Annotated in this window: 17 protein-coding genes; 5 read left to right on the top strand and 12 right to left on the bottom strand. The window is 54.7% G+C overall.

From position 1 onward, the window contains the following. Positions 1 to 9 precede the first annotated feature (9 nt). The 6 genes from LARV_RS13170 to LARV_RS13145 all read right to left on the bottom strand — a co-directional run bounded on the left by LARV_RS13170 (position 10) and on the right by LARV_RS13145 (position 5,587). Positions 10 to 1,032 (bottom strand): NAD-dependent epimerase/dehydratase family protein, encoded by a 1,023-nt coding sequence (locus LARV_RS13170; protein ID WP_075074072.1) that lies wholly within the window; start codon positions 1,030 to 1,032, stop codon positions 10 to 12. A gap of 232 nt (positions 1,033 to 1,264) precedes the next feature. Beyond that, positions 1,265 to 2,209, bottom strand: a complete 945-nt coding sequence (secF, locus tag LARV_RS13165; RefSeq protein ID WP_075074071.1) for a protein translocase subunit SecF — start codon at positions 2,207 to 2,209, stop codon at positions 1,265 to 1,267. Positions 2,210 to 2,222: 13 nt separating this feature from the next. Then, entirely contained in the window at positions 2,223 to 3,635 is a 1,413-nt protein-coding gene (secD, locus tag LARV_RS13160) for a protein translocase subunit SecD (protein WP_075074070.1), read from the bottom strand. A gap of 107 nt (positions 3,636 to 3,742) precedes the next feature. Further along, the gene (locus tag LARV_RS13155; RefSeq protein WP_075074069.1) at positions 3,743 to 4,114 is read right to left on the bottom strand and encodes a hypothetical protein; all 372 of its coding nucleotides are present in this window, start codon (positions 4,112 to 4,114) and stop codon (positions 3,743 to 3,745) included. A gap of 54 nt (positions 4,115 to 4,168) precedes the next feature. Continuing rightward, complete coding sequence (locus tag LARV_RS13150; protein ID WP_075074068.1) at positions 4,169 to 4,894, bottom strand: SpoIIE family protein phosphatase; 726 nt, start codon at positions 4,892 to 4,894, stop codon at positions 4,169 to 4,171. Positions 4,895 to 4,909: 15 nt separating this feature from the next. Continuing rightward, positions 4,910 to 5,587 carry a class I SAM-dependent methyltransferase gene (locus LARV_RS13145; protein ID WP_083522554.1) on the bottom strand — a complete coding sequence of 226 codons (678 nt, stop codon included), beginning with the start codon at positions 5,585 to 5,587 and terminating at the stop codon, positions 4,910 to 4,912. Between the two features lie 135 nt (positions 5,588 to 5,722). Between LARV_RS13145 and rpmF the strand changes: the two genes are divergently transcribed. After that, positions 5,723 to 5,920, top strand: coding sequence for a 50S ribosomal protein L32 (rpmF, locus tag LARV_RS13140; protein ID WP_075074066.1), 198 nt, complete (start codon positions 5,723 to 5,725; stop codon positions 5,918 to 5,920). Positions 5,921 to 5,973: 53 nt separating this feature from the next. Here rpmF and LARV_RS13135 read toward each other — a convergent pair whose 3' ends face one another. The 6 genes from LARV_RS13135 to trmFO are packed head-to-tail and all read right to left on the bottom strand — an operon-like array spanning position 5,974 to position 12,268. Then, on the bottom strand, positions 5,974 to 6,183 hold the full coding sequence (locus LARV_RS13135; RefSeq protein ID WP_075074065.1) for a hypothetical protein: 210 nt from the start codon (positions 6,181 to 6,183) through the stop codon (positions 5,974 to 5,976). Continuing rightward, positions 6,184 to 7,521, bottom strand: coding sequence for a GTPase HflX (gene hflX / locus LARV_RS13130; RefSeq protein ID WP_075074064.1), 1,338 nt, complete (start codon positions 7,519 to 7,521; stop codon positions 6,184 to 6,186). An 11-nt stretch (positions 7,522 to 7,532) separates the two neighbouring features. Then, positions 7,533 to 8,720: an aminotransferase class I/II-fold pyridoxal phosphate-dependent enzyme gene (locus tag LARV_RS13125; protein ID WP_075074063.1), complete on the bottom strand. Its 1,188-nt coding sequence runs from the start codon at positions 8,718 to 8,720 to the stop codon at positions 7,533 to 7,535. Beyond that, the gene (locus LARV_RS13120) at positions 8,707 to 9,969 is read right to left on the bottom strand and encodes a sensor histidine kinase (RefSeq protein ID WP_083522553.1); all 1,263 of its coding nucleotides are present in this window, start codon (positions 9,967 to 9,969) and stop codon (positions 8,707 to 8,709) included. The genes LARV_RS13125 and LARV_RS13120 overlap by 14 nt, the downstream gene beginning before the upstream one ends. A gap of 41 nt (positions 9,970 to 10,010) precedes the next feature. Next, entirely contained in the window at positions 10,011 to 10,901 is an 891-nt protein-coding gene (locus LARV_RS13115) for a M28 family peptidase (RefSeq protein ID WP_075074061.1), read from the bottom strand. Between the two features lie 11 nt (positions 10,902 to 10,912). Continuing rightward, positions 10,913 to 12,268 carry a methylenetetrahydrofolate--tRNA-(uracil(54)-C(5))-methyltransferase (FADH(2)-oxidizing) TrmFO gene (gene trmFO / locus LARV_RS13110; RefSeq protein ID WP_075074060.1) on the bottom strand — a complete coding sequence of 452 codons (1,356 nt, stop codon included), beginning with the start codon at positions 12,266 to 12,268 and terminating at the stop codon, positions 10,913 to 10,915. 113 nt (positions 12,269 to 12,381) lie between these two features. On the opposite strand from trmFO, the gene LARV_RS13105 reads away from it, so the two are divergent. The 4 genes from LARV_RS13105 (at position 12,382) to LARV_RS13090 (ending at position 17,323) form a co-directional block, all read left to right on the top strand. Then, positions 12,382 to 13,779: an RNA polymerase factor sigma-54 gene (locus LARV_RS13105; protein WP_083522552.1), complete on the top strand. Its 1,398-nt coding sequence runs from the start codon at positions 12,382 to 12,384 to the stop codon at positions 13,777 to 13,779. 15 nt (positions 13,780 to 13,794) lie between these two features. Next, a complete protein-coding gene (locus LARV_RS13100; protein WP_075074058.1) occupies positions 13,795 to 15,750 on the top strand; it encodes a two-component system sensor histidine kinase NtrB in 1,956 nt (651 codons plus the stop codon). A 2-nt stretch (positions 15,751 to 15,752) separates the two neighbouring features. Continuing rightward, positions 15,753 to 16,934, top strand: coding sequence for a sigma-54-dependent transcriptional regulator (locus LARV_RS13095; protein WP_075074057.1), 1,182 nt, complete (start codon positions 15,753 to 15,755; stop codon positions 16,932 to 16,934). Positions 16,935 to 16,996: 62 nt separating this feature from the next. Beyond that, positions 16,997 to 17,323 (top strand): hypothetical protein, encoded by a 327-nt coding sequence (locus LARV_RS13090; protein WP_075074056.1) that lies wholly within the window; start codon positions 16,997 to 16,999, stop codon positions 17,321 to 17,323. Positions 17,324 to 17,347 lie beyond the last annotated feature (24 nt).

Raw genomic sequence — 17,347 nt, 5'->3', positions numbered from 1 at the left:
GCTTGAAGCCTATTTTACCGCATAGCGTTGGCGGATGGCCGGCAGCAGGTAATCATCGAAAGAGCGTTCTTGATTGTAACTGGGTTTCCAGTTCCAATCACGCCGCGCAGCCGAGTCATCGATGTCGCATGGCCAGGTGTCGACGATACCCTGGCGACTGGCATGCGGTTTGAAATCCACATCCGCGTTGGGGAAGGCCTTGAGTATGATATCGTAAAATTCCTGCGCGGTGGGGCAGAAGCTGGTGACGTTATAGATGCGCTGAGTGAGCTTCTCGGCCGGGGCTGCTTCCAGATCCAGAATCGATTTGATGGCATCCGGCATGACCATGAAGGGCAGGCGTGTGTCGGGGCGGACGAAGCAATCGTAATGGATTCCCTGCGCGGCGTGATGCAACATCTCGGGACCGTAGTCACTGGTGCCACCCGTGGGGATGGTGACAGCACTGACCAGGCCGGGGAAGCGCAGGCAGCGGAAATCGATTGTGTTCTGGCAACGATCGGCTGCCAGTTGGCGATAATTTGAAGAATAATAGCGACCCAGGTGCTCGCAATAAAGTTTATTGCAGCCATACATGGTCGTCGGCTGTAAATATTCGTTTTCTTTGACTTTCCCGGCTGCTTCCTTGGTCTTCAAATCCGGCAACCCATACACGGCGATCGAACTGGGATACAAGAATTTGACCGGACGGCTCTGCCAGGCGGCCTGCTCGACGGCCAGGCGCAACAGATTCAACGTGCCTTCGACGTTAATTCGATGAGCTGTTTCGGGATTGTATTCCGCCTTTGTCGAGAGAATGGATGCCAGGTGATAGATGGTCCGGATTTCGAATTCCGATACAAGACGACCGAGGATCATCGTATCCAAAATATCACCCTGGATGAAGCGTTCACAATATTTCTTGAGCGATTCGTCCAGCGGGCTGACATCCAACGCAACTATACCTACATTCCCCTGCTCACCCAGATGAGTGATCAGGCCGTGACCAATTTCACCGTTGGCTCCAGTGATCAGAACCACTTCTTTACGCATCTTTTTCCTCTTTTCGGGGATAGAATTTCAGAAAACTACACCATCAATGAGTTTTCACAGGTTTGCAAATTTCATTTTACTTGATGTGTGTCTTTTGGGTACTGAGATTTGTTATAAAAATACCCTAATAACCTTCCAACCTTGCAAGCTCGTGGGCCGAAACTCGTTGAAAATCAAAAGGTTCCACCCGTTGGATGGGGTGGAACCTTGCCTGAGACATTTGCGATCGTGATTAAGCGGTCTTGGGAGTCGCGTGTCTGAACCAGGTGCGCCACTCTTTCTTCTCCCAGATCACCAGCAGCGGAGCCGCAATGAAGATCGAGGAGTAAGTACCGCACGCCAGACCGATCAGCAGAATGACTGCGAATTCACGCAGGGTGACGCCGCCAAACAAAGCCAGCGAAAGCAGCATGAATTCCACGGTCATCAACTGGGTATTGATCGAGCGTTCCAACGTCTGGACGATCGAATGGTTGACCAGTGTTTCGAAGGGCAGTTTGCGCAGGAAGGCGCTGTTTTCGCGAATACGATCGAACACCACAATCTTGTCCTGCGTGGAGAAGCCGATGACCGTCAGCAGCGCCGTTAAGAAGAGCGAGTCAACCTGCCAGCCAAACAACTGTCCACCGATGGCTGTAACGCTGATGACCACCAGAATATCGTGGATCATGGCAGCGATTGCGCACACACCATAGCGGAAGGCGTGTTGAATACCCCGGAAGGCCAGCGTGATGTAAAGGATAACGGCCAGAGCGGACACAGCAACCGCCAATAAGGCGCGCTGGGCCACGGAGGTGGCGATGGATGGGCCAACGCTCTCGAAGCGGTTGATGACGAGATTGGGCTCGTTGAATTGTGTTTTCATCTCGTTCACGATGGTGGTGCGCATGGCATCATCCATGAACGGTGAGCGGATGATCAAAGAGTCTTCAGGAGCGCCTTGTTCGAGTGCGGTGCGTTGGATATAGACTTCATTGAAGCCATTGGCTTCGTAGATCTTCGTGATGGCTTCCGTGGTAGGAAGATTGGTGGTGCTGAATTGGACCTCCAGCAACGAACCGCCCTTGAAATCGACGGCCAACGGTAGGCCGTGAATCGCCAGGACAATCAGGCCTGAAACGATGACCACGAGGGAGAAGAGAAAGAAATAGTAGCGTTTACCGAGAATATCGAGCATAGCCGGTTCCTTTTTAGAGGCCAAACAGGCCGGGGCGTTTTTCTGCGTCTTTGATCCAGGACATTACAGCCCCGAGGAAATTGCGTGTGACAAAAAGCGCAGTGAATACAGAAATCACAACACCCAGCGCAAGGGTCAGCGCAAAGCCTTTGACAATGCTGGCGCCAAAAGTCGAACCAAACCAGAAGAGGATGGCGCTTGTGATCAAGGCGGCGATGTTCGAGTCGCGAATGGACGGCCAGGCGCGTTTCCAACCCAACTCGATCGCCTGCGCAACCGTACGTCCAGCGCGTAATTCTTCTTTCATACGCTCGAAGCTCAGGATGTTGGCGTCCAGGGCTGAACCTGTACTTAACATGAAACCAGCGATGCCGGAGAGCGTCAATGTCACCGGAATGGAACGGAAGATGGCAAAGGCAATCACAGCATAGGTCATGATCGAGAGGTCAGCCATCAAACCTGGAACGCGGTAATAAATCGCCATGAAGAGCATCATCACCACGAAACCAATTCCGTAAGCGATCAGGCTCTTATTCAACGAATCGGCGCCCAGGGTCGGACCGATCAAACGAGTCTGGACGACTTCCAGGGGGACAGGCAGGGAGCCATAGCGCATCTGCACGGCCAGGTTATTGGCTTCGTCGCGGGTAAATTTACCGGTAATGACACCCTGGCCTTCTGTAATGGCGGTATTGATGCTGGGAGCGGAGATGACTTTCTTATCGAGGACAATGCCCAGAATTTTGCCAACGTTATTGGTGGTGAAATCCGAGAAGATTTTTGTACCTTCATCCGACAGGGTGAAGGAGATCTCATAGTAGGCCGAGTTTTGAACGGGTTGAACACCAACCTCTTTCAAATCACTGCCGATCATCACCGTGTGCCAGATCTTTTCAGTGATGCTGGGTTCAGCCGTCGGAGTCGCTTCGGCGCTCTGGGTTGCCTCAGCGGTCGGTGTGGCCTCTGCGCTGGCGGTCGCCTCAGGCGTGGCGGTGGTGGATGCTGTGCCGCCTTCGTCGGTAATGACCGTCTTTCCCATGATTTCGCTCTGGTTGACATCCCCGAAATCGACGAATTCGAGCAAAGCGACCTTGCTGATGGTATCGATCACTTCCTTCGGATCCGTGACGCCCGGGAATTCACCCACGATGCTATTATCGCCGGCGACCTGGAAGGTGACTTCACTGACACCCAGGGCATTCGCGCGATTTTCCAGGATCTGTTTGGCGTCTTCGAGGTCCTGGCGTGTAACCGTGACCCCCGCGGCGGGTTTGGCTTCCAAAATGACCTGCAAACCACCGCGTAAATCCAACCCTAGAACAGTCTTGGGCTGAAACTTGCCGATGCCGCTGGTGGTGAGATCCGCCCAAATTGAAACGGCGAGGAGTACAAAGATCAAAAGGATGTTTACATAACGTCGACTCATTCGAGAGTGGCCTCCGATTCATGCAAATGCCAGCACGCAGCTGGCGGATTGTAGGATTATACACTCGATGGAATTGGATGTGTAGGGCGAATTAAGGCCCAGGAATTTCATTGCTGTCGCCAGACCTGTATGAAGGCTCTGATTTTCTCAATAATCTGCTCCGGCGTCAAATCATCGGTGAAAATATATAAATTGGCGTGCTGCCGGGCATGCCTGAGGCGGTGTTGTTGTTCCTGATATTCCATTTCCGTCCAGTTTAGCTTTCTGCGAGCCATGCAGACCGGATAGGAAGCGTCCAGGAAGACGAGAATTTCGGGATGGGTGAGACGCAGCCACATATCGGCGACGTAGGAATGTTCTTGCGCGATCGGTTTGGCGCGGATTCCCAAGGCTCTCAGCCTGGCTGTGATGGTTGTTTTTCCCGCAGCGCAGACGCCAACAAGACCTATAAGAGGGTCAGCATCTGAGGTATTTCCCATGGATGGATCGCGAGGATCTTTCCTGGCATGCCAACAGAGACCGGACGGTAAATCTCATTGATTGAATGGCGAGGTAACCGGAACCGGCAGCCGTACTCCCATCCGTCGAATTCCCTCTTCTTCGTTCGGGATGACTCGTAAAACGACCACACTCATATCGTCGTTTGGCCGGCCATGATCCAAACGGATGGCCTGCGCCAGGAGTGTATCCGCAATTTCCTGGGCGGGCGGCTCCTGTTCTTCCAGTGTTGCTTCCAGTAATGTGCACACATCCAAATGCGATCCGTACTGATCGCCGGCATTCCACACCCCGTCGGTGTAGAGAACGACCGTCAAACCAAGTTCGAGGGGAATTTCGGTAATGGCGGGACGAATGTTGCGCGAAGTTCCGATCGGAGTACTTTCGCCGGTCAGACATTCGATTTTTTCGACGCGGGCAATGAAAATCGGCGTCGGGTTGTTGCGGGTAATGACCAGCGTTCCGGTCTGCAGGTCGGCAGAAAGAATATTCAGCGTGGCGCTGATTCGGCCGCTGCGTTCCGTAAAGAGATGATCGGAAGCGGCTCGGGCGGCTGCGCCGTCGCGCACGCCTTCCGCCAGCAGCCCGATGACCTGACGAACAACAATGGAAGAGATTATTTTCGCCGCTCTGCCGGAGGTTTGGCCGTCCGCCAGTACGACTGAAACGCCGCCATTCGGACGTTCGACGACTTCGAGGGTATCGCCGCTTTCTGCTGTGGCGTATCGATTGGTTTTGGCGACTGCAATCTGAATTTCCATACCTTGAATTTTATCTCAGAATCCTTTAATAATAAAGCCAGGTTTCTGGAAGGATAAAACCAGCAGGTCGTCTTCGCGAGACCGGAGCCATTGGGAAGTCGTCTGGAAACCCTGCGCCCGGTAGGCTGCGAAGATCGTCTCGACTGCCAGATTTTCCGCCTTTCTCAGACCAGGGGGCCGCAAGACCAAGCGTATGACCCTTTCGGGAAGAGAATTCCCATTCATTTGCACCGAGAGCAATACCACCAGGACCCCATCCGCTTTCAATAACCGGTAGCACTCCCGCGCCGTTGCGGGAGAAAAAATGTAGGGCGCCGGGAAGGTGGTCACAATTCGGGAAAAGGTTTCATCCGGGAAGGGGGCATTCTCGACATCTGCGCGGGTGATCCTGGCAACCCGGCCGATTTCCAGAAGACGTTTGCGAGTCAAGTTGCACATCGGACGGCTGAGATCGATCCCGTAAATTTCATCATCCCGAAGACGTAATGCGCTCTGCAGATGGCCGGGGCCGAAACCCACCTCCAGGGTTGGGGATGGGGTTGCATGGGGGATCATCGCCAGCACCCAATCCTGCCACCGGCCCAGCGAGACCAGGCCGGCCACTCCGTCGTAGGCCCAGGCCAGGCGAGTGTAGAGCTGGTTGAAAAACCAGGACATCAGGCGAGCGATGATTCGTGCGAACCCATTCCTCATGGTGTGTTGATCCGGAATGCTCCATAAGAAAATGCCGGCGGTTCTCTTGACATAAATGACAGGCTGCGGATATAATTCGACGGCTTATTCAAGAGCTTAAATTTGCCGGCTGGCAATCAGATACAGGAGTTTGGCATGGTTCCTCTTCCAAAACGGAAATTATCCAAGGGTCGTCGCGATCGCCGCAGAGCGCATGATGCACTGATGGCTATGAACCTGGTTCAATGCAGCCAGTGCGGCGAGATGCGCTTACCGCACACGGTTTGCCCCAACTGCGGCCATTATCAGGGTCGCGAAGTCATCAGCGTCGAAAAAGAAAAGAAAACCAAGTAATTCTATTCCTATGAATTGTAAACGGGCCGCATTTTGCGGCCCGTTTGCGATTCTTATAAAGCTTGCGCCAGTAAAAAGCCCAATATCGCCAGGATGAGTCCCAGATGCAGGAAGAAATCTGACTCCTGGAACCATCCCGGGACGGCCAGTCGAAAGACGAAATTCACCCCGATCAGGAGCATGCCCAGAATGGGCAACAACCCCTTACGGGTGGCCAGGAATTCGGAGGCCTGATCGAGGAACCGCGAAAAGCCTTGCAGCATTTATTCCTCCGTTGATTTTGGACGTTCGAAGAAAGGCTGGTAGCGGGCGATGAGCCGGCCGGGGAGGTTGCCCTGGATGGTCACGCCGGTCCGCGTATTTTCAGTGGTGGCGATCTGTCCCTGCTCGTGGAACAACGAAATCAGTTGGCCTTCCTGGAATGGCAGATAGACCGTCACGGGGACGAAGGTTTCGAAGAGTTCCCGTTCGATCGAACTCAAGAGGTTCTGTATCCCGGCGCCCTTCAAAGCCGAAATCGCGATGGCATCCTCGTATTCCGTTGTGAGGCGTTGGGCTTCCTCTGGATCGGACAACTGGTCGATCTTATTCAATGCGGTAATCATTGGAATGTTTCCGGCATCGATGGCGCTCAAGGTTTCCTTGACCGAGTCCCACTGAACATGAGCGTTGGGATGGGTCGCGTCAACCAGGTGGATAAGCAGATCCGCCTCGGTGATCTCTTCCAGGGTGGCGCGGAATGCGGCGATGAGCTGGGTGGGCAATTTTTGAATGAAGCCGACCGTATCGGTCATCAGAACCCAATGGCCGCCGGGTAATTCGACCCGGCGGGTGGTGGGGTCGAGGGTTGCGAAAAGCTTATCGGCCACGTAAACGTCGGCTTTGGAAAGGTGATTGAGCAAAGTCGATTTTCCGGCATTCGTATAGCCAACCAGGGCGATCACCGGAATCTGAGTCCGGCGGCGCTGGTCGCGGTGCCGGCTGCGGTGCGCGCGGACGTTCTCCAGTTCCTTTTTGAGCGCCGAAATCCGGCGATGAATATCCCGGCGGTCGACTTCCAACTGCGTTTCACCCGGGCCGCGCAGGCCAACCCCGCCAACACTGCCGGTGCGCCCGCCGCCGCCACCGGCCTGTCTGGCGAGGTGCGTCCAGGCGCGCGTCAGGCGGGGCAACCGGTATTCGTATTGCGCCAACTCGACCTGTAATTTCCCTTCGCGCGTATTGGCGTGTTGGGCGAAAATATCCAGGATGATCGCGGTGCGATCGAGAACCCGGACGTTATCACCTAATTTTTCTTCCAGTTCGCGCTGGTGGGTGGGTGATAATTCGGTGTCGAACACCACCACATTGGAAAGAGTCTCTTCGACCAGCAGACGGATTTCTTCCACCTTGCCCGACCCGATGTAGGTATTGGGGTGAGGTGTATCCAGGCGCTGTTTCGTCTCGCCGACCACTTCCAATCCTGCGGTCTCACACAGCAGCGAAAGCTCGCTCAGAGAATCCTCGAGTGAAAGGAGACCGGGCTGGCTTTTGACTTCTACACCGACCAGAAATGCGCGCTCGACGGGTGGGGCGGTTGGTTCCGAGACTCTTTTCGACATGGACTTGCTTCCTATTGATGCATCCAATCGACCAATCGATCCATGGCTTGCTGAATGCGCTCGGTCGCGGTTCCCAGGGAAATCCGGATATACCCTTCCCCAAAATTGCCGTAAACACGACCGGGGGTCATGCTGACGCCGGTTTCATTCAAAAGCCGGTCACAATAGGCCATCGAATCTGGATAACCTTCTGGCAAATGCGCCCAGACGTAAATCGCGGCTGGCGGCACATCGACGGCAAAGCCAGCCTCTTTCAATCCGGCGACGACGATATCGCGCCGTTTTTGATAAATCTGATTGCGGCCCTCCAACCAGCCCTGGTCGCCGGTCAACGCAGCAATGCCGGCGTCCATGATGGGTTGGAAGACAGAGGTGTCGACCTGGCTTTTATAGGTCGAAAGATAGCCCAACACCTGAGGATTGCCCACCGCCATGCCCAATCGCCAGCCGGCCATGTTATAGGCTTTCGACAGCGAATTGAATTCGATGCACACTTCCCTGGCGCCGGGGACCTGCAGGATGCTGGGAGCGCGGTAACCATCGAAGCACACATCGGCATACGGCGCATCATGTGCGATCAAGATGTGATGCTGGTGGCCAAAATGGATGGCCTTTTCCAGAAAAGCAAATGGTGCAATTGCGCCGGTTGGATTGTTGGGGTAATTCAGCCAGAGAATCTTGGCCCGATCCAAAATATCGGCCGGGATACTGTCGAGGTCAGGCAGGAAGCCGTTTTCCTTGAGCAGCGGAACGTAATGGATTTCGCCGCCGGCGATGAGGCCCGAGGCGCTGTAAACCGGATAACCGGGATCCGGGACTATGGAAATGTCTCCCGGATTGAGGATGACCTGGCTCAGGTTAAAGAGGCCTTCCTTGGAACCCAGCAACGCCAGCGTTTCGGTCTTTGGATCCAGGGATACATCGAACCGATTGAGGTAGTAATCGGCGATGGCCTGCCGGAAAGCCGGCGTGCCGCCATTGGGCGAATAACCGTGCGTATCCTTGCGGCGGGCGGATTTTTCAAGCGCATCGACGATGAACTCGGCCGGGGGAAGATCTGGCGATCCCATGTCAATCCGGATGACGTCGACGTTTTTTGCCTTGAGCGTGTTGATTTTCTGGGTGAGGGCGGCAAAGAAGTAGGGTTTGAAGGACGCAATTCGATCGGCAGGTTGAAAGGTTGGTTCAGAAGGTTTCATAGGGTTGAGTTTTTCTCTCGCTTGAGGATGTGGTATGGAGGGAAGAAAATATACGCGCCATCTTTTCATCCGGCGGTTCTTGCTGGATGGGGAGCAAAATGTGGAATGTCGAACCGGGAAATTTCTTTTCATCATATCCCGGTGAGTCAACCCAGATTGCCCCGTTATGGGCCTCCACAATTCCTTTGGCAATATGCAATCCCAGGCCTGGTCCGCCACCTTTAAATTTGGTCTTCCCGCTGGAGTGCAGGGAAGGATCTCCAAGCCGGCTAAATTTATCGAAGATCGTCGACTGATCTTCCTGATCGATTCCGATACCGCTGTCGTGAATCGTTATTTCTAAAAAGCCGGGTAATTTCCGGCCGTCGATCCAAATTTGACCGCCATCCGGGGTAAATTTTATCGCATTCGTGAGCACATTCCGTAGCAACTGAAGCAACCGTTCGGGGTCGCCAAAGATCATCTCGTTACTGCCCTCGAAATCGGCGAGGTTCAAACTCAGATTCCGATCGGAGAGCGTGCTTCGGACTTCTTCCGACAGGACCGCCAGCAAACGGTTGACCCACACGGGTTGGTGATTGAGCGTCAACATGTTGTTGTCGATCAATGAAACGTCGATCATGTCATCGATGATGGAATGCAGCCGGCGCGTCCCGTGATGAATTCCCCGGATCAACTGAGCTTCAGTTCCCTTCGCCGCTTCCTGTTCCAGAGATTCTTCGAGCATGGCCGCGTATCCTTCGATAAGCGTCAAAGGAGTCCGTAATTCATGGGCGGCTACGGAAATAAAATCGCTTTTACTACGGTCCAACTTTTCCAGGGATTGGCGCACGTCGGCCAATTCATTGGAAAGAAAGGCCATTTTGACCTGGTTTTCTGCTTGCGCAGCTTTTTCAAAAGCATGACTAAAACAGGGTAACAAAGCGCCCATGAGCGTTTGTCCCTGCGCTTCATCCAATGTTTCCCGGCAGACTTCGTGGGTATGAACCATCAATTCACCCATGAGACGGGTGAGATTGGAGGTCCCCCCTTCAAGGTCGGTCTGTGTAAGGGAAGTAGCCCAAATTTCGATAACCGAATCGAGCCATGCCGGGTCTCCAGTCTCAACAGCTTCTTCGAGCAGGTTGAAGAACTGGTCTAGCTGGTTGCGCAGGCCCTCTCGCAAACCAGCGCCTCGCGCCAGGCTTTGCAAAACTCGATGAGTCCAAATAGGGCGAATGGTTTGGAGGAGTACCAGCTCATTCGTCATAGACCTTAAGTGTACGCCATGAACCGGTTTTTGCCAACACCTTACGGGGTTGTTAACCAGACCAACAGCGTCTGCCCGACGATCTCCAGACTGTCGGCCGAAACCTTGTCGGCCGTATCCTGGCTGGTATGCCAGTACGGATAATCGAAGTCGATGAGGTCGACGGCCGGGATGCCTTTTTCAATGAATGGAATGTGATCGTCCAACATCCTGAATTTCTGGGTTGATATGAACTGCTTCGAATAGCCCAAATCGGCGGCGGTTTCCCAGATTTGGTGGGTCAATTCGGCATCCGAATTTTTCTCCTGATAGATATTCAGATCGGCGTCGCCGATCATATCCAACAAAACCATCCCATCCGGCTGCCCGTTCAAATGATCGACAAAGGCGCGCGATCCATAGATCCAATCCCACCCCGGAAGATCACCCTGGTCTTCGCTGTCGAAGAACACCAGCCAGATCTGGCTGGCTCTGGAGGCGTTTTCGGGTAGCGCGCGGGCCAGTTCCATTAATACCGCCACGCCTGAAGCGCCATCATCCGCGCCGGGCACGGGTTTCTGGCTCAAAATTGGATCGTGGTCTTGGTCGGCCATAATGCGTGAATCGTAATGCGCGCCGAGGATGATCCAGGGAGTTCCACTGCCTCTTTTGGCAATGACATTGCGGACCGGCTGGCCCTGATACTCCAGTTCCTGGACTTCGACCCCCCAACCTGCCTTCTTGAGTTCGCCGACCATCCAATCGACCGCCTGGGTGTGGGCATCCGAGCCGGGTGTGCGCGGGCCGAACGCCATCTGGGTCAGAATGTCCTGGTAGGCGCGTTCCGCATCGAAATGCTTTTTCCCGTCAGCCCTGTAAAGGATATATCCGGTAGCGACCAAAACCACGAGCAAAATAACGAGCACAGTGCGAACCCAACGATTTCGAAGCATGGGTATTCCTCTCAGGAATTAATTTGGAATTGGGACAGGATGGGATCGAGGGACAGCAAAGCGCGTTCGACGCATTGAATGGCGCGTTCGCGGCGGCTGATCTTGGGGTGCGCAATCGGCGGGAGAATTCCAAAATTGGCTTTCATGGGTTGAAAGTCGGCTGGATTCGCATGGGAAATGTAATTGCACAATGCGCCGAGCATGGTGGCCGGGGGCAAGGTCAGCGGGGGAATGCCGCGCAATACCCGGGCCGCATTTACGCCTGCCAGAAGGCCGGTGGCAATGTTGCCCATATATCCCTCCACGCCGGTGATTTGCCCGGCGAAGAACAGGTCGGGATATTCGCGGGTTTGGAGCGTGGCTGACAGCAGGCGCGGCGACGCGATAAACGTATTCCGGTGCATCTGTCCATAACGGGCGAATTCGGCGTTTTGCAGACCTGGAATCAGGCGAAAAACCCGGCTCTGCTCCGCAAATGTCAGGTTCGTCTGACAGCCGACCAGATTGAACAGGCTGCCAGCCAGATCGTCTTGACGCAATTGCAGCACGGCAAAGGTTTTTCGAGCGCCTCGGCCTGGCCCGCGCAGGCCGATGGGGCGCATGGGACCAAAAGCCAGGGTATCCCGACCGCGTTCGGCCAGAATCTCGACCGGTAGACAGCCTTCGAAGAAATGGTTTTCGCCGGCGCGGACGCCCTCTCGAATTTCCCCTTCGAAATCGCGAAGTTGGATGCGATCGGCCGCGAGGAGTTGGTCGACAAAGGCGTGGTATTCATCCTCGCTCATCGGGCAATTGATATAATCGCCGGCTTCAGCGCTGCCGACCTTGTAGCGCGAACCCCGGTAGGCAATTTGCATATCGACCGACTCCGCCTGGACGACCGGAGCAATGGCGTCGAAGAAGAACAGGTGGTCTTCGCCCGTCAATTGTTGAATGCTCGTAATCAAATTCGCGGAGGTAAGCGGCCCGGAGGCAATGATGGCCGGCTGGTTTGGAATGGATGTGATTTCTTCGCGGATGATCCGGATGTTGGGGTGGCTTTCGATAGCCCGGGTGACCAGGGACGCAAAAACCTCGCGATCGACCGCCAGCGCGCCGCCGGCCGGGAGAGCTGCCCGATCGGCGCAATCCACCAGCAGCGAGCCCATCCGCCGGAGTTCTTCCTTCAACAGGCCGGAAGGACGGTCCAAGAGACTCGAGCCCAGCGAATTCGAACACACCAGCTCGGCAAGCTGCGCCGTTCGATGCGCGCCGGTCATGACATTTGGGCGCATTTCATATAAAAATACTTTAATTCCACGTTGAGCCGCCTGCCAGGCCGCTTCACAACCGGCCAGGCCGCCGCCAACGATGATCAGATCGCTCATGCAGTATCCTAACGATAGAATGTCTAATTCTACCATTTTGTATGAAAATTCCTCTGGCATGGAACTTGCACCTATACCGCTTACCGGCTATACTCTTACGATAAGGGGTCAATATGTTTCAAGGTCAGTTTCACACCATACGACCTGCAACCACAGCACATCTGGCACAGACGATGGCACTGTTGAGCCTGACTGGCGAAGAATTACAACAGCAAATCGAGTCTGAGCTTGCCGCCAATCCAGCTTTGGAACTGGTGGAAGAGCGGCGCTGCCCGGTCTGCCGCCGACCGCTGGAAAGTGGTGGCATCTGCCCGATTTGCAGCCGGCCGACGGTGGACTCGATCGAAGAGCCCGTTGTCTTCATATCGCCGCGCGATGATTTCTATTCCCATTCCGATCGCAGTCCGGAAGATTATCCGGATGAGCCCGTTTCGCCCATGACGGATGATCTGCCCACCTATGTGTTGAAGCAAATCGCGGCCGATCTCGACTCTTCACAACGCAGCATCGCGGCTTATTTGCTGACTCACCTGAATGAAGATGGGTTCCTGACGATCAGTCTGGTTGAAATTTCCCACTACCTGCATGTCAGCCTGCAGCAGGTGGAAGCGGTAAAGAGCATGATCCAGCGCGCGGATCCGGTCGGCGTCGGCTCGAGAAATCCGACCGAAGCGTTGCTGGTTCAACTCGATGTGTTACAGGAACAGCAAAATGTACCAGAGTTGGCCTGGAAAATCGTCTCGGAAGGGATGGATCTCCTCAGCCGGCACCAATTGAATGAACTGGCCAGACAACTCGGCGCCAGCCTGACCCGGGTGCAGCAGGCGGCCCATTTCATCGCTGAGAACTTGAATCCATTCCCGGCGCGATCTCACTGGGGAGATGTGCGCCTGCCTTCGGAATCCACCGAGCAGGTTTACCACCAACCGGATATCATCATCAGCCATTTGAACGGGGATGTGCATAAAGCACTGGTAGTGGAAATCATCATGCCGCTTTCGGGCGTGCTGCGGGTCAGCCCGATGTTCAAGCAAGCCTTACAACAGACGGACGCGGACACACGGGACAACATGCGCAGCGATCTGGAACGGGCGTCGCTGTTCGTAAAATGCCTGCAGCAGCGCAACCACACCATGCAACGCATGATGTATCGCCTGGTCATGCTGCAGCGGGACTACATTCTAATGGGAGAGAAATTTCTCAAGCCCTTCACGCGGGCCAGATTGTCGGAGGAATTGGAAGTTCACGAATCCACCATTTCCCGCGCGGTTTCGGGTAAATGCGTTCAACTTCCCAACCGGCGCATCATTCCGCTCTCTTCCTTCTTCGACCGCAGTCTGAATGTCCGCACGATCCTGCGCGATTTTATCGATCAGGAAACCCGCCCACTCAGCGATTCGGAGCTGGCAGAGCTGCTGGCCGAACGCGGGTTTAATGTTGCGCGGCGCACGGTCGCCAAATACCGCGCCATGGAAGGCATCCTGCCTGCGCATTTACGTCACGCAAACTAATCCGACCTTAATCTTATGACACCGACTCTCCCCCTGAATCCACGCAAAGTATCCTGGCCGGCCAAGCAACTGGAAGCTGAAGCGCAAAACTTATTCTGGGGGTTATTGAACCATCTCGATGTGCCGACGCTCGTTGTGGATGTCGATTCGCGCCTGATCCTGGCCGCAAACAGCGCGTTCATGAAAATATCGGCTTTCCCTTTGATGGATGTGTCTGGACGGTCCGTGGATGCCATTCTGCCCGACGATGGTCTGGGAAAACTGCAAGCGAGAAACTCGGTGGAAGTTACCATAATGCGCAACAGCCGACCGCCGCAAACCGTCATGGGGCAAATCCAACCTATCGAGGGCTCCAATCAACTGGCCATTCTGGAACTGATACCACTCGAGGACTATTATCAGACCGATATCCGCAACCAGGCCCTGTGGTTGAAGGCGATTACAGAAATTGCATCTCTCAATGAGATGGATAATTTCGAAGAAGCTGTAAACTGGACAACCGGCACGCTGAAGACGCTTTTGGCGGCTGAGGTTGTCTCTATCTATCATGCCGATTGCAATGTGCCAGAATTAAGAAAAATCTCGACGATTGAAAACGGCGTCACATTACCGGACCGGATTCCATCCTCCGACCTCATTCGCCTGGGCGATGCCCAGGTCTGGATTCAGGGGAAACGCGTCCAGACCGAATTGCATATCTCGGCCCGGATGCAAAATCTTTCTTATCTGGGAACCTGTCCTTTGGGTAACGCCAGGGCGCAGGTGGGATTGATTGTTGTCGGTGATCGCTCGAAACAGGCGATGCAGCGGCTGCCCCAAATTCTTCGGTTGTTTGCCGCATTCTTAACCTCCGCGCATAATTATTTTCTATTGGTCGAGGAGCTGCGTCAAAAGAACCTGGCGCTCGAACAGGGATTATCGATTCAATCCTCTATCGTTGAATCCGTCCAGGAAGGAATTGTGTTGGTAACCCCTGAGATGATCGTGAGTGACATCAATCCGGCCGCCGAGTGGCTGCTGGGGTATGGGGATTGGGAAGTCAGGGGGCAGCCGGTCGAGAATGTGTTGATCGGTTCGGAAAGAATCATCCCCGCCCTGCAAAATGCCCGCCAGGGACAACCCACGCATAATATCAGCGGCGTTTCATTGAACCGCCGAAATGGCCAATCCTTCCCGGCCCATATCCAGGTCCTGCCAATCGTGCGGGATGAACGCCCGCTGGCGATCGCCATCATCATCAACGACGTCAGCGAGCATGAAGAGATCCGCCTGCACAGCCAGCAGTTGGAGCATCGCGCTCTGCTGGGCGAATTCACGGCCATCTTTGCGCATGAAGTGCGCAACCCGATCAACAACATTTCGACGGGCATCCAGTTGATCACCAGCCGGCTTTCGGCGGACGATCCGAACCTGGAGGTGATGAACCGCATGGAAAACGACTGCCAGCGGTTAAATCACCTCATGGAATCCGTGTTGACCTTCTCGCGCACGATTGAGCCAAAGTTCGAGATGATGGACGTCGGTTTCTTGCTCCAACGGATTCTGGATCGTTGGCGGCCGCGCATGACCCGCGTGAACGTCAAAGCCTTCTATCAAACCGATCTCGAGCACCCGGAAGTCTACGGTGACGCGCGCATGCTCGAACAGGTCTTTACAAACCTGATCAGCAACGCGGTGGACGTGCTGGGAACACGCGGAAATGGGACCATCGCCGTCAAGGTTTCACAGGGCACGGCCGTCGGGAACCGCCCGCAAATCCAGGTCACAGTTTCGGATGACGGACCTGGAATCCCCGAACACGTGCGTGAGCACATCTTCGAGCCTTTTGTAACCACCAAATCCCAGGGCACCGGCCTGGGCCTGGCCATTACCAAACGCATCGTTACAGCACATCGCGGCAGCATTACGGTGAATACTTTTCCCGGTGGTACAATGTTTTTTGTAAATCTACCTGCCAGCGAGGATGTCTAATCATGGGAATGACCGTTCTGATCATAGATGATGAAGACAACGCCCGGGAAAACATCGGGCTATTTCTGACTGCAAAAGGGTATGCGGTCATCGGCGCGGCCACCCTGGCCGAAGGACGCGCCAGTTTGCAGCGCGGCGATGCGGATGTGGTTTTACTGGATGTGCAATTACCGGATGGGTACGGCCCCAATCTGCTTTATGAGACGGCAGCCATGCCGCTGCGCCCGCCGATCATCCTGATCACCGCTTACGGCGACATCGATATGGCGGTCGATGCGATGAAGAACGGTGCTCATGATTTTCTCACCAAGCCTATCCAATTGAATCAACTTGAAAAATCGATCGAACGCGCCGGCGAGGTGGTGGCTCTGCGCCGCGAACTGGCTCATTTACGGAAATCGCAGCAGCAGAAGAATCAATTCATCGTCGGAAAGAGCCCGATCATGCACGAAGTATTGACGCAGGCCCAAAAAGCCGCTGAAAAATCGGTTTCCGTGTTGATCACCGGCGATACGGGCAGCGGCAAGGAAGTGCTGGCCAAATTCATTCATGCCAACGGCCCGCGCGCGGGTAAACCTTTCATAGCCATCAACTGCGCCGCCATTCAGAATACCATGCTCGAGGCAGAGCTTTTTGGCTTCGAAGCCGGCGCTTTCACGGGCGCTGAAAAACGCAAGACCGGCCTGATGGAAGTGGCCGACGGGGGCGTTCTTTTCCTGGATGAAATTGCCTCGATGCCAGTGGACATTCAGGCCAAACTCCTGCGGGCGCTCGAAGAGCGCGCCTTCCGGCGGGTGGGCGGCACAGCGATGATCAAAATCGATGTACAAATTGTGGCCGCTTCCAACCGACCATTGGCCACTTTGATAAAAGAGGGCCAATTCCGCGAAGACCTTTTCTACCGACTCAAGGTGGTCGATCTTCATGTGCCGCCATTACGCGAACGAAAAATCGACATCCCTGAATTGGTTGGATTCTTCATTCGCCAGTACAACGGGCGGCAGGGTTGCAATGTGACCAACATATCTCCCCGGGCGCTGGCGGCCCTGACAGCCTACGATTGGCCGGGGAATATTCGCGAGTTGAGCAACGCCATTGAACGGGCCATGCTGTTCTGCGACGGAGAGACCATCGAATTGGCCGATCTACCTTCGGAAGTCTCGAAGACCGCGGCAAGCGACTGATCCGATCACCCTGGCACACTACTTGCATCCTCGTCCTCAGAGAATTTCTCAAGGAGGCGGGGATGTTTTTTTCAATGTCATTCAACGATTTTATTTTGACCATGGCCGGCTGTCTGCTGGCTTTGGCGGTCGTCGTTCTGGCGATTGGCATTTATGTCCTGATTTCCCGCGTCGTAGGCAAAGAAATCAAGACCATCGCGAATCAAACCGCTCGTTTGGCACAAAAAGGGATCGCTGAAGACGTTGCCGGCCTGGTTGGGAACGCTTCGTCCCTCATCGAAGCCCTGAATTCGCTGGTTAAAACCTCGGCCGGCGTGGGTGTTTTTCTGATCCTGGTCAGCTTTTGCATGATGGCAGCGGCTTACGGCCTGGTCGTTCAGCTTCATTAATCGGTTCACACGTAAATCTACTGC

It is taken from the genome of Longilinea arvoryzae (assembly GCF_001050235.1).
Classification (GTDB): Bacteria; Chloroflexota; Anaerolineae; order Anaerolineales; family Anaerolineaceae; genus Longilinea; species Longilinea arvoryzae.
Note: the sequence above shows the minus strand (reverse complement) of the source record. Positions and strands in the feature narration are given on the sequence as shown.

Excerpts from the sequence above, each read along its gene's own strand:
- LARV_RS13170 (WP_075074072.1), bottom strand. The coding sequence starts at position 1,032 with ATGCGTAAAGAAGTGGTTCTGATCACTGGAGCCAACGGTGAAATTGGT.
- secF (WP_075074071.1), bottom strand. The coding sequence starts at position 2,209 with ATGCTCGATATTCTCGGTAAACGCTACTATTTCTTTCTCTTCTCCCTC.
- secD (WP_075074070.1), bottom strand. The coding sequence starts at position 3,635 with ATGAGTCGACGTTATGTAAACATCCTTTTGATCTTTGTACTCCTCGCC.
- LARV_RS13155 (WP_075074069.1), bottom strand. The coding sequence starts at position 4,114 with ATGGGAAATACCTCAGATGCTGACCCTCTTATAGGTCTTGTTGGCGTC.
- LARV_RS13150 (WP_075074068.1), bottom strand. The coding sequence starts at position 4,894 with ATGGAAATTCAGATTGCAGTCGCCAAAACCAATCGATACGCCACAGCA.
- LARV_RS13145 (WP_083522554.1), bottom strand. The coding sequence starts at position 5,587 with ATGAGGAATGGGTTCGCACGAATCATCGCTCGCCTGATGTCCTGGTTT.
- rpmF (WP_075074066.1), top strand. The coding sequence starts at position 5,723 with ATGGTTCCTCTTCCAAAACGGAAATTATCCAAGGGTCGTCGCGATCGC.
- LARV_RS13135 (WP_075074065.1), bottom strand. The coding sequence starts at position 6,183 with ATGCTGCAAGGCTTTTCGCGGTTCCTCGATCAGGCCTCCGAATTCCTG.
- hflX (WP_075074064.1), bottom strand. The coding sequence starts at position 7,521 with ATGTCGAAAAGAGTCTCGGAACCAACCGCCCCACCCGTCGAGCGCGCA.
- LARV_RS13125 (WP_075074063.1), bottom strand. The coding sequence starts at position 8,720 with ATGAAACCTTCTGAACCAACCTTTCAACCTGCCGATCGAATTGCGTCC.
- LARV_RS13120 (WP_083522553.1), bottom strand. The coding sequence starts at position 9,969 with ATGACGAATGAGCTGGTACTCCTCCAAACCATTCGCCCTATTTGGACT.
- LARV_RS13115 (WP_075074061.1), bottom strand. The coding sequence starts at position 10,901 with ATGCTTCGAAATCGTTGGGTTCGCACTGTGCTCGTTATTTTGCTCGTG.
- trmFO (WP_075074060.1), bottom strand. The coding sequence starts at position 12,268 with ATGAGCGATCTGATCATCGTTGGCGGCGGCCTGGCCGGTTGTGAAGCG.
- LARV_RS13105 (WP_083522552.1), top strand. The coding sequence starts at position 12,382 with ATGTTTCAAGGTCAGTTTCACACCATACGACCTGCAACCACAGCACAT.
- LARV_RS13100 (WP_075074058.1), top strand. The coding sequence starts at position 13,795 with ATGACACCGACTCTCCCCCTGAATCCACGCAAAGTATCCTGGCCGGCC.
- LARV_RS13095 (WP_075074057.1), top strand. The coding sequence starts at position 15,753 with ATGGGAATGACCGTTCTGATCATAGATGATGAAGACAACGCCCGGGAA.
- LARV_RS13090 (WP_075074056.1), top strand. The coding sequence starts at position 16,997 with ATGTTTTTTTCAATGTCATTCAACGATTTTATTTTGACCATGGCCGGC.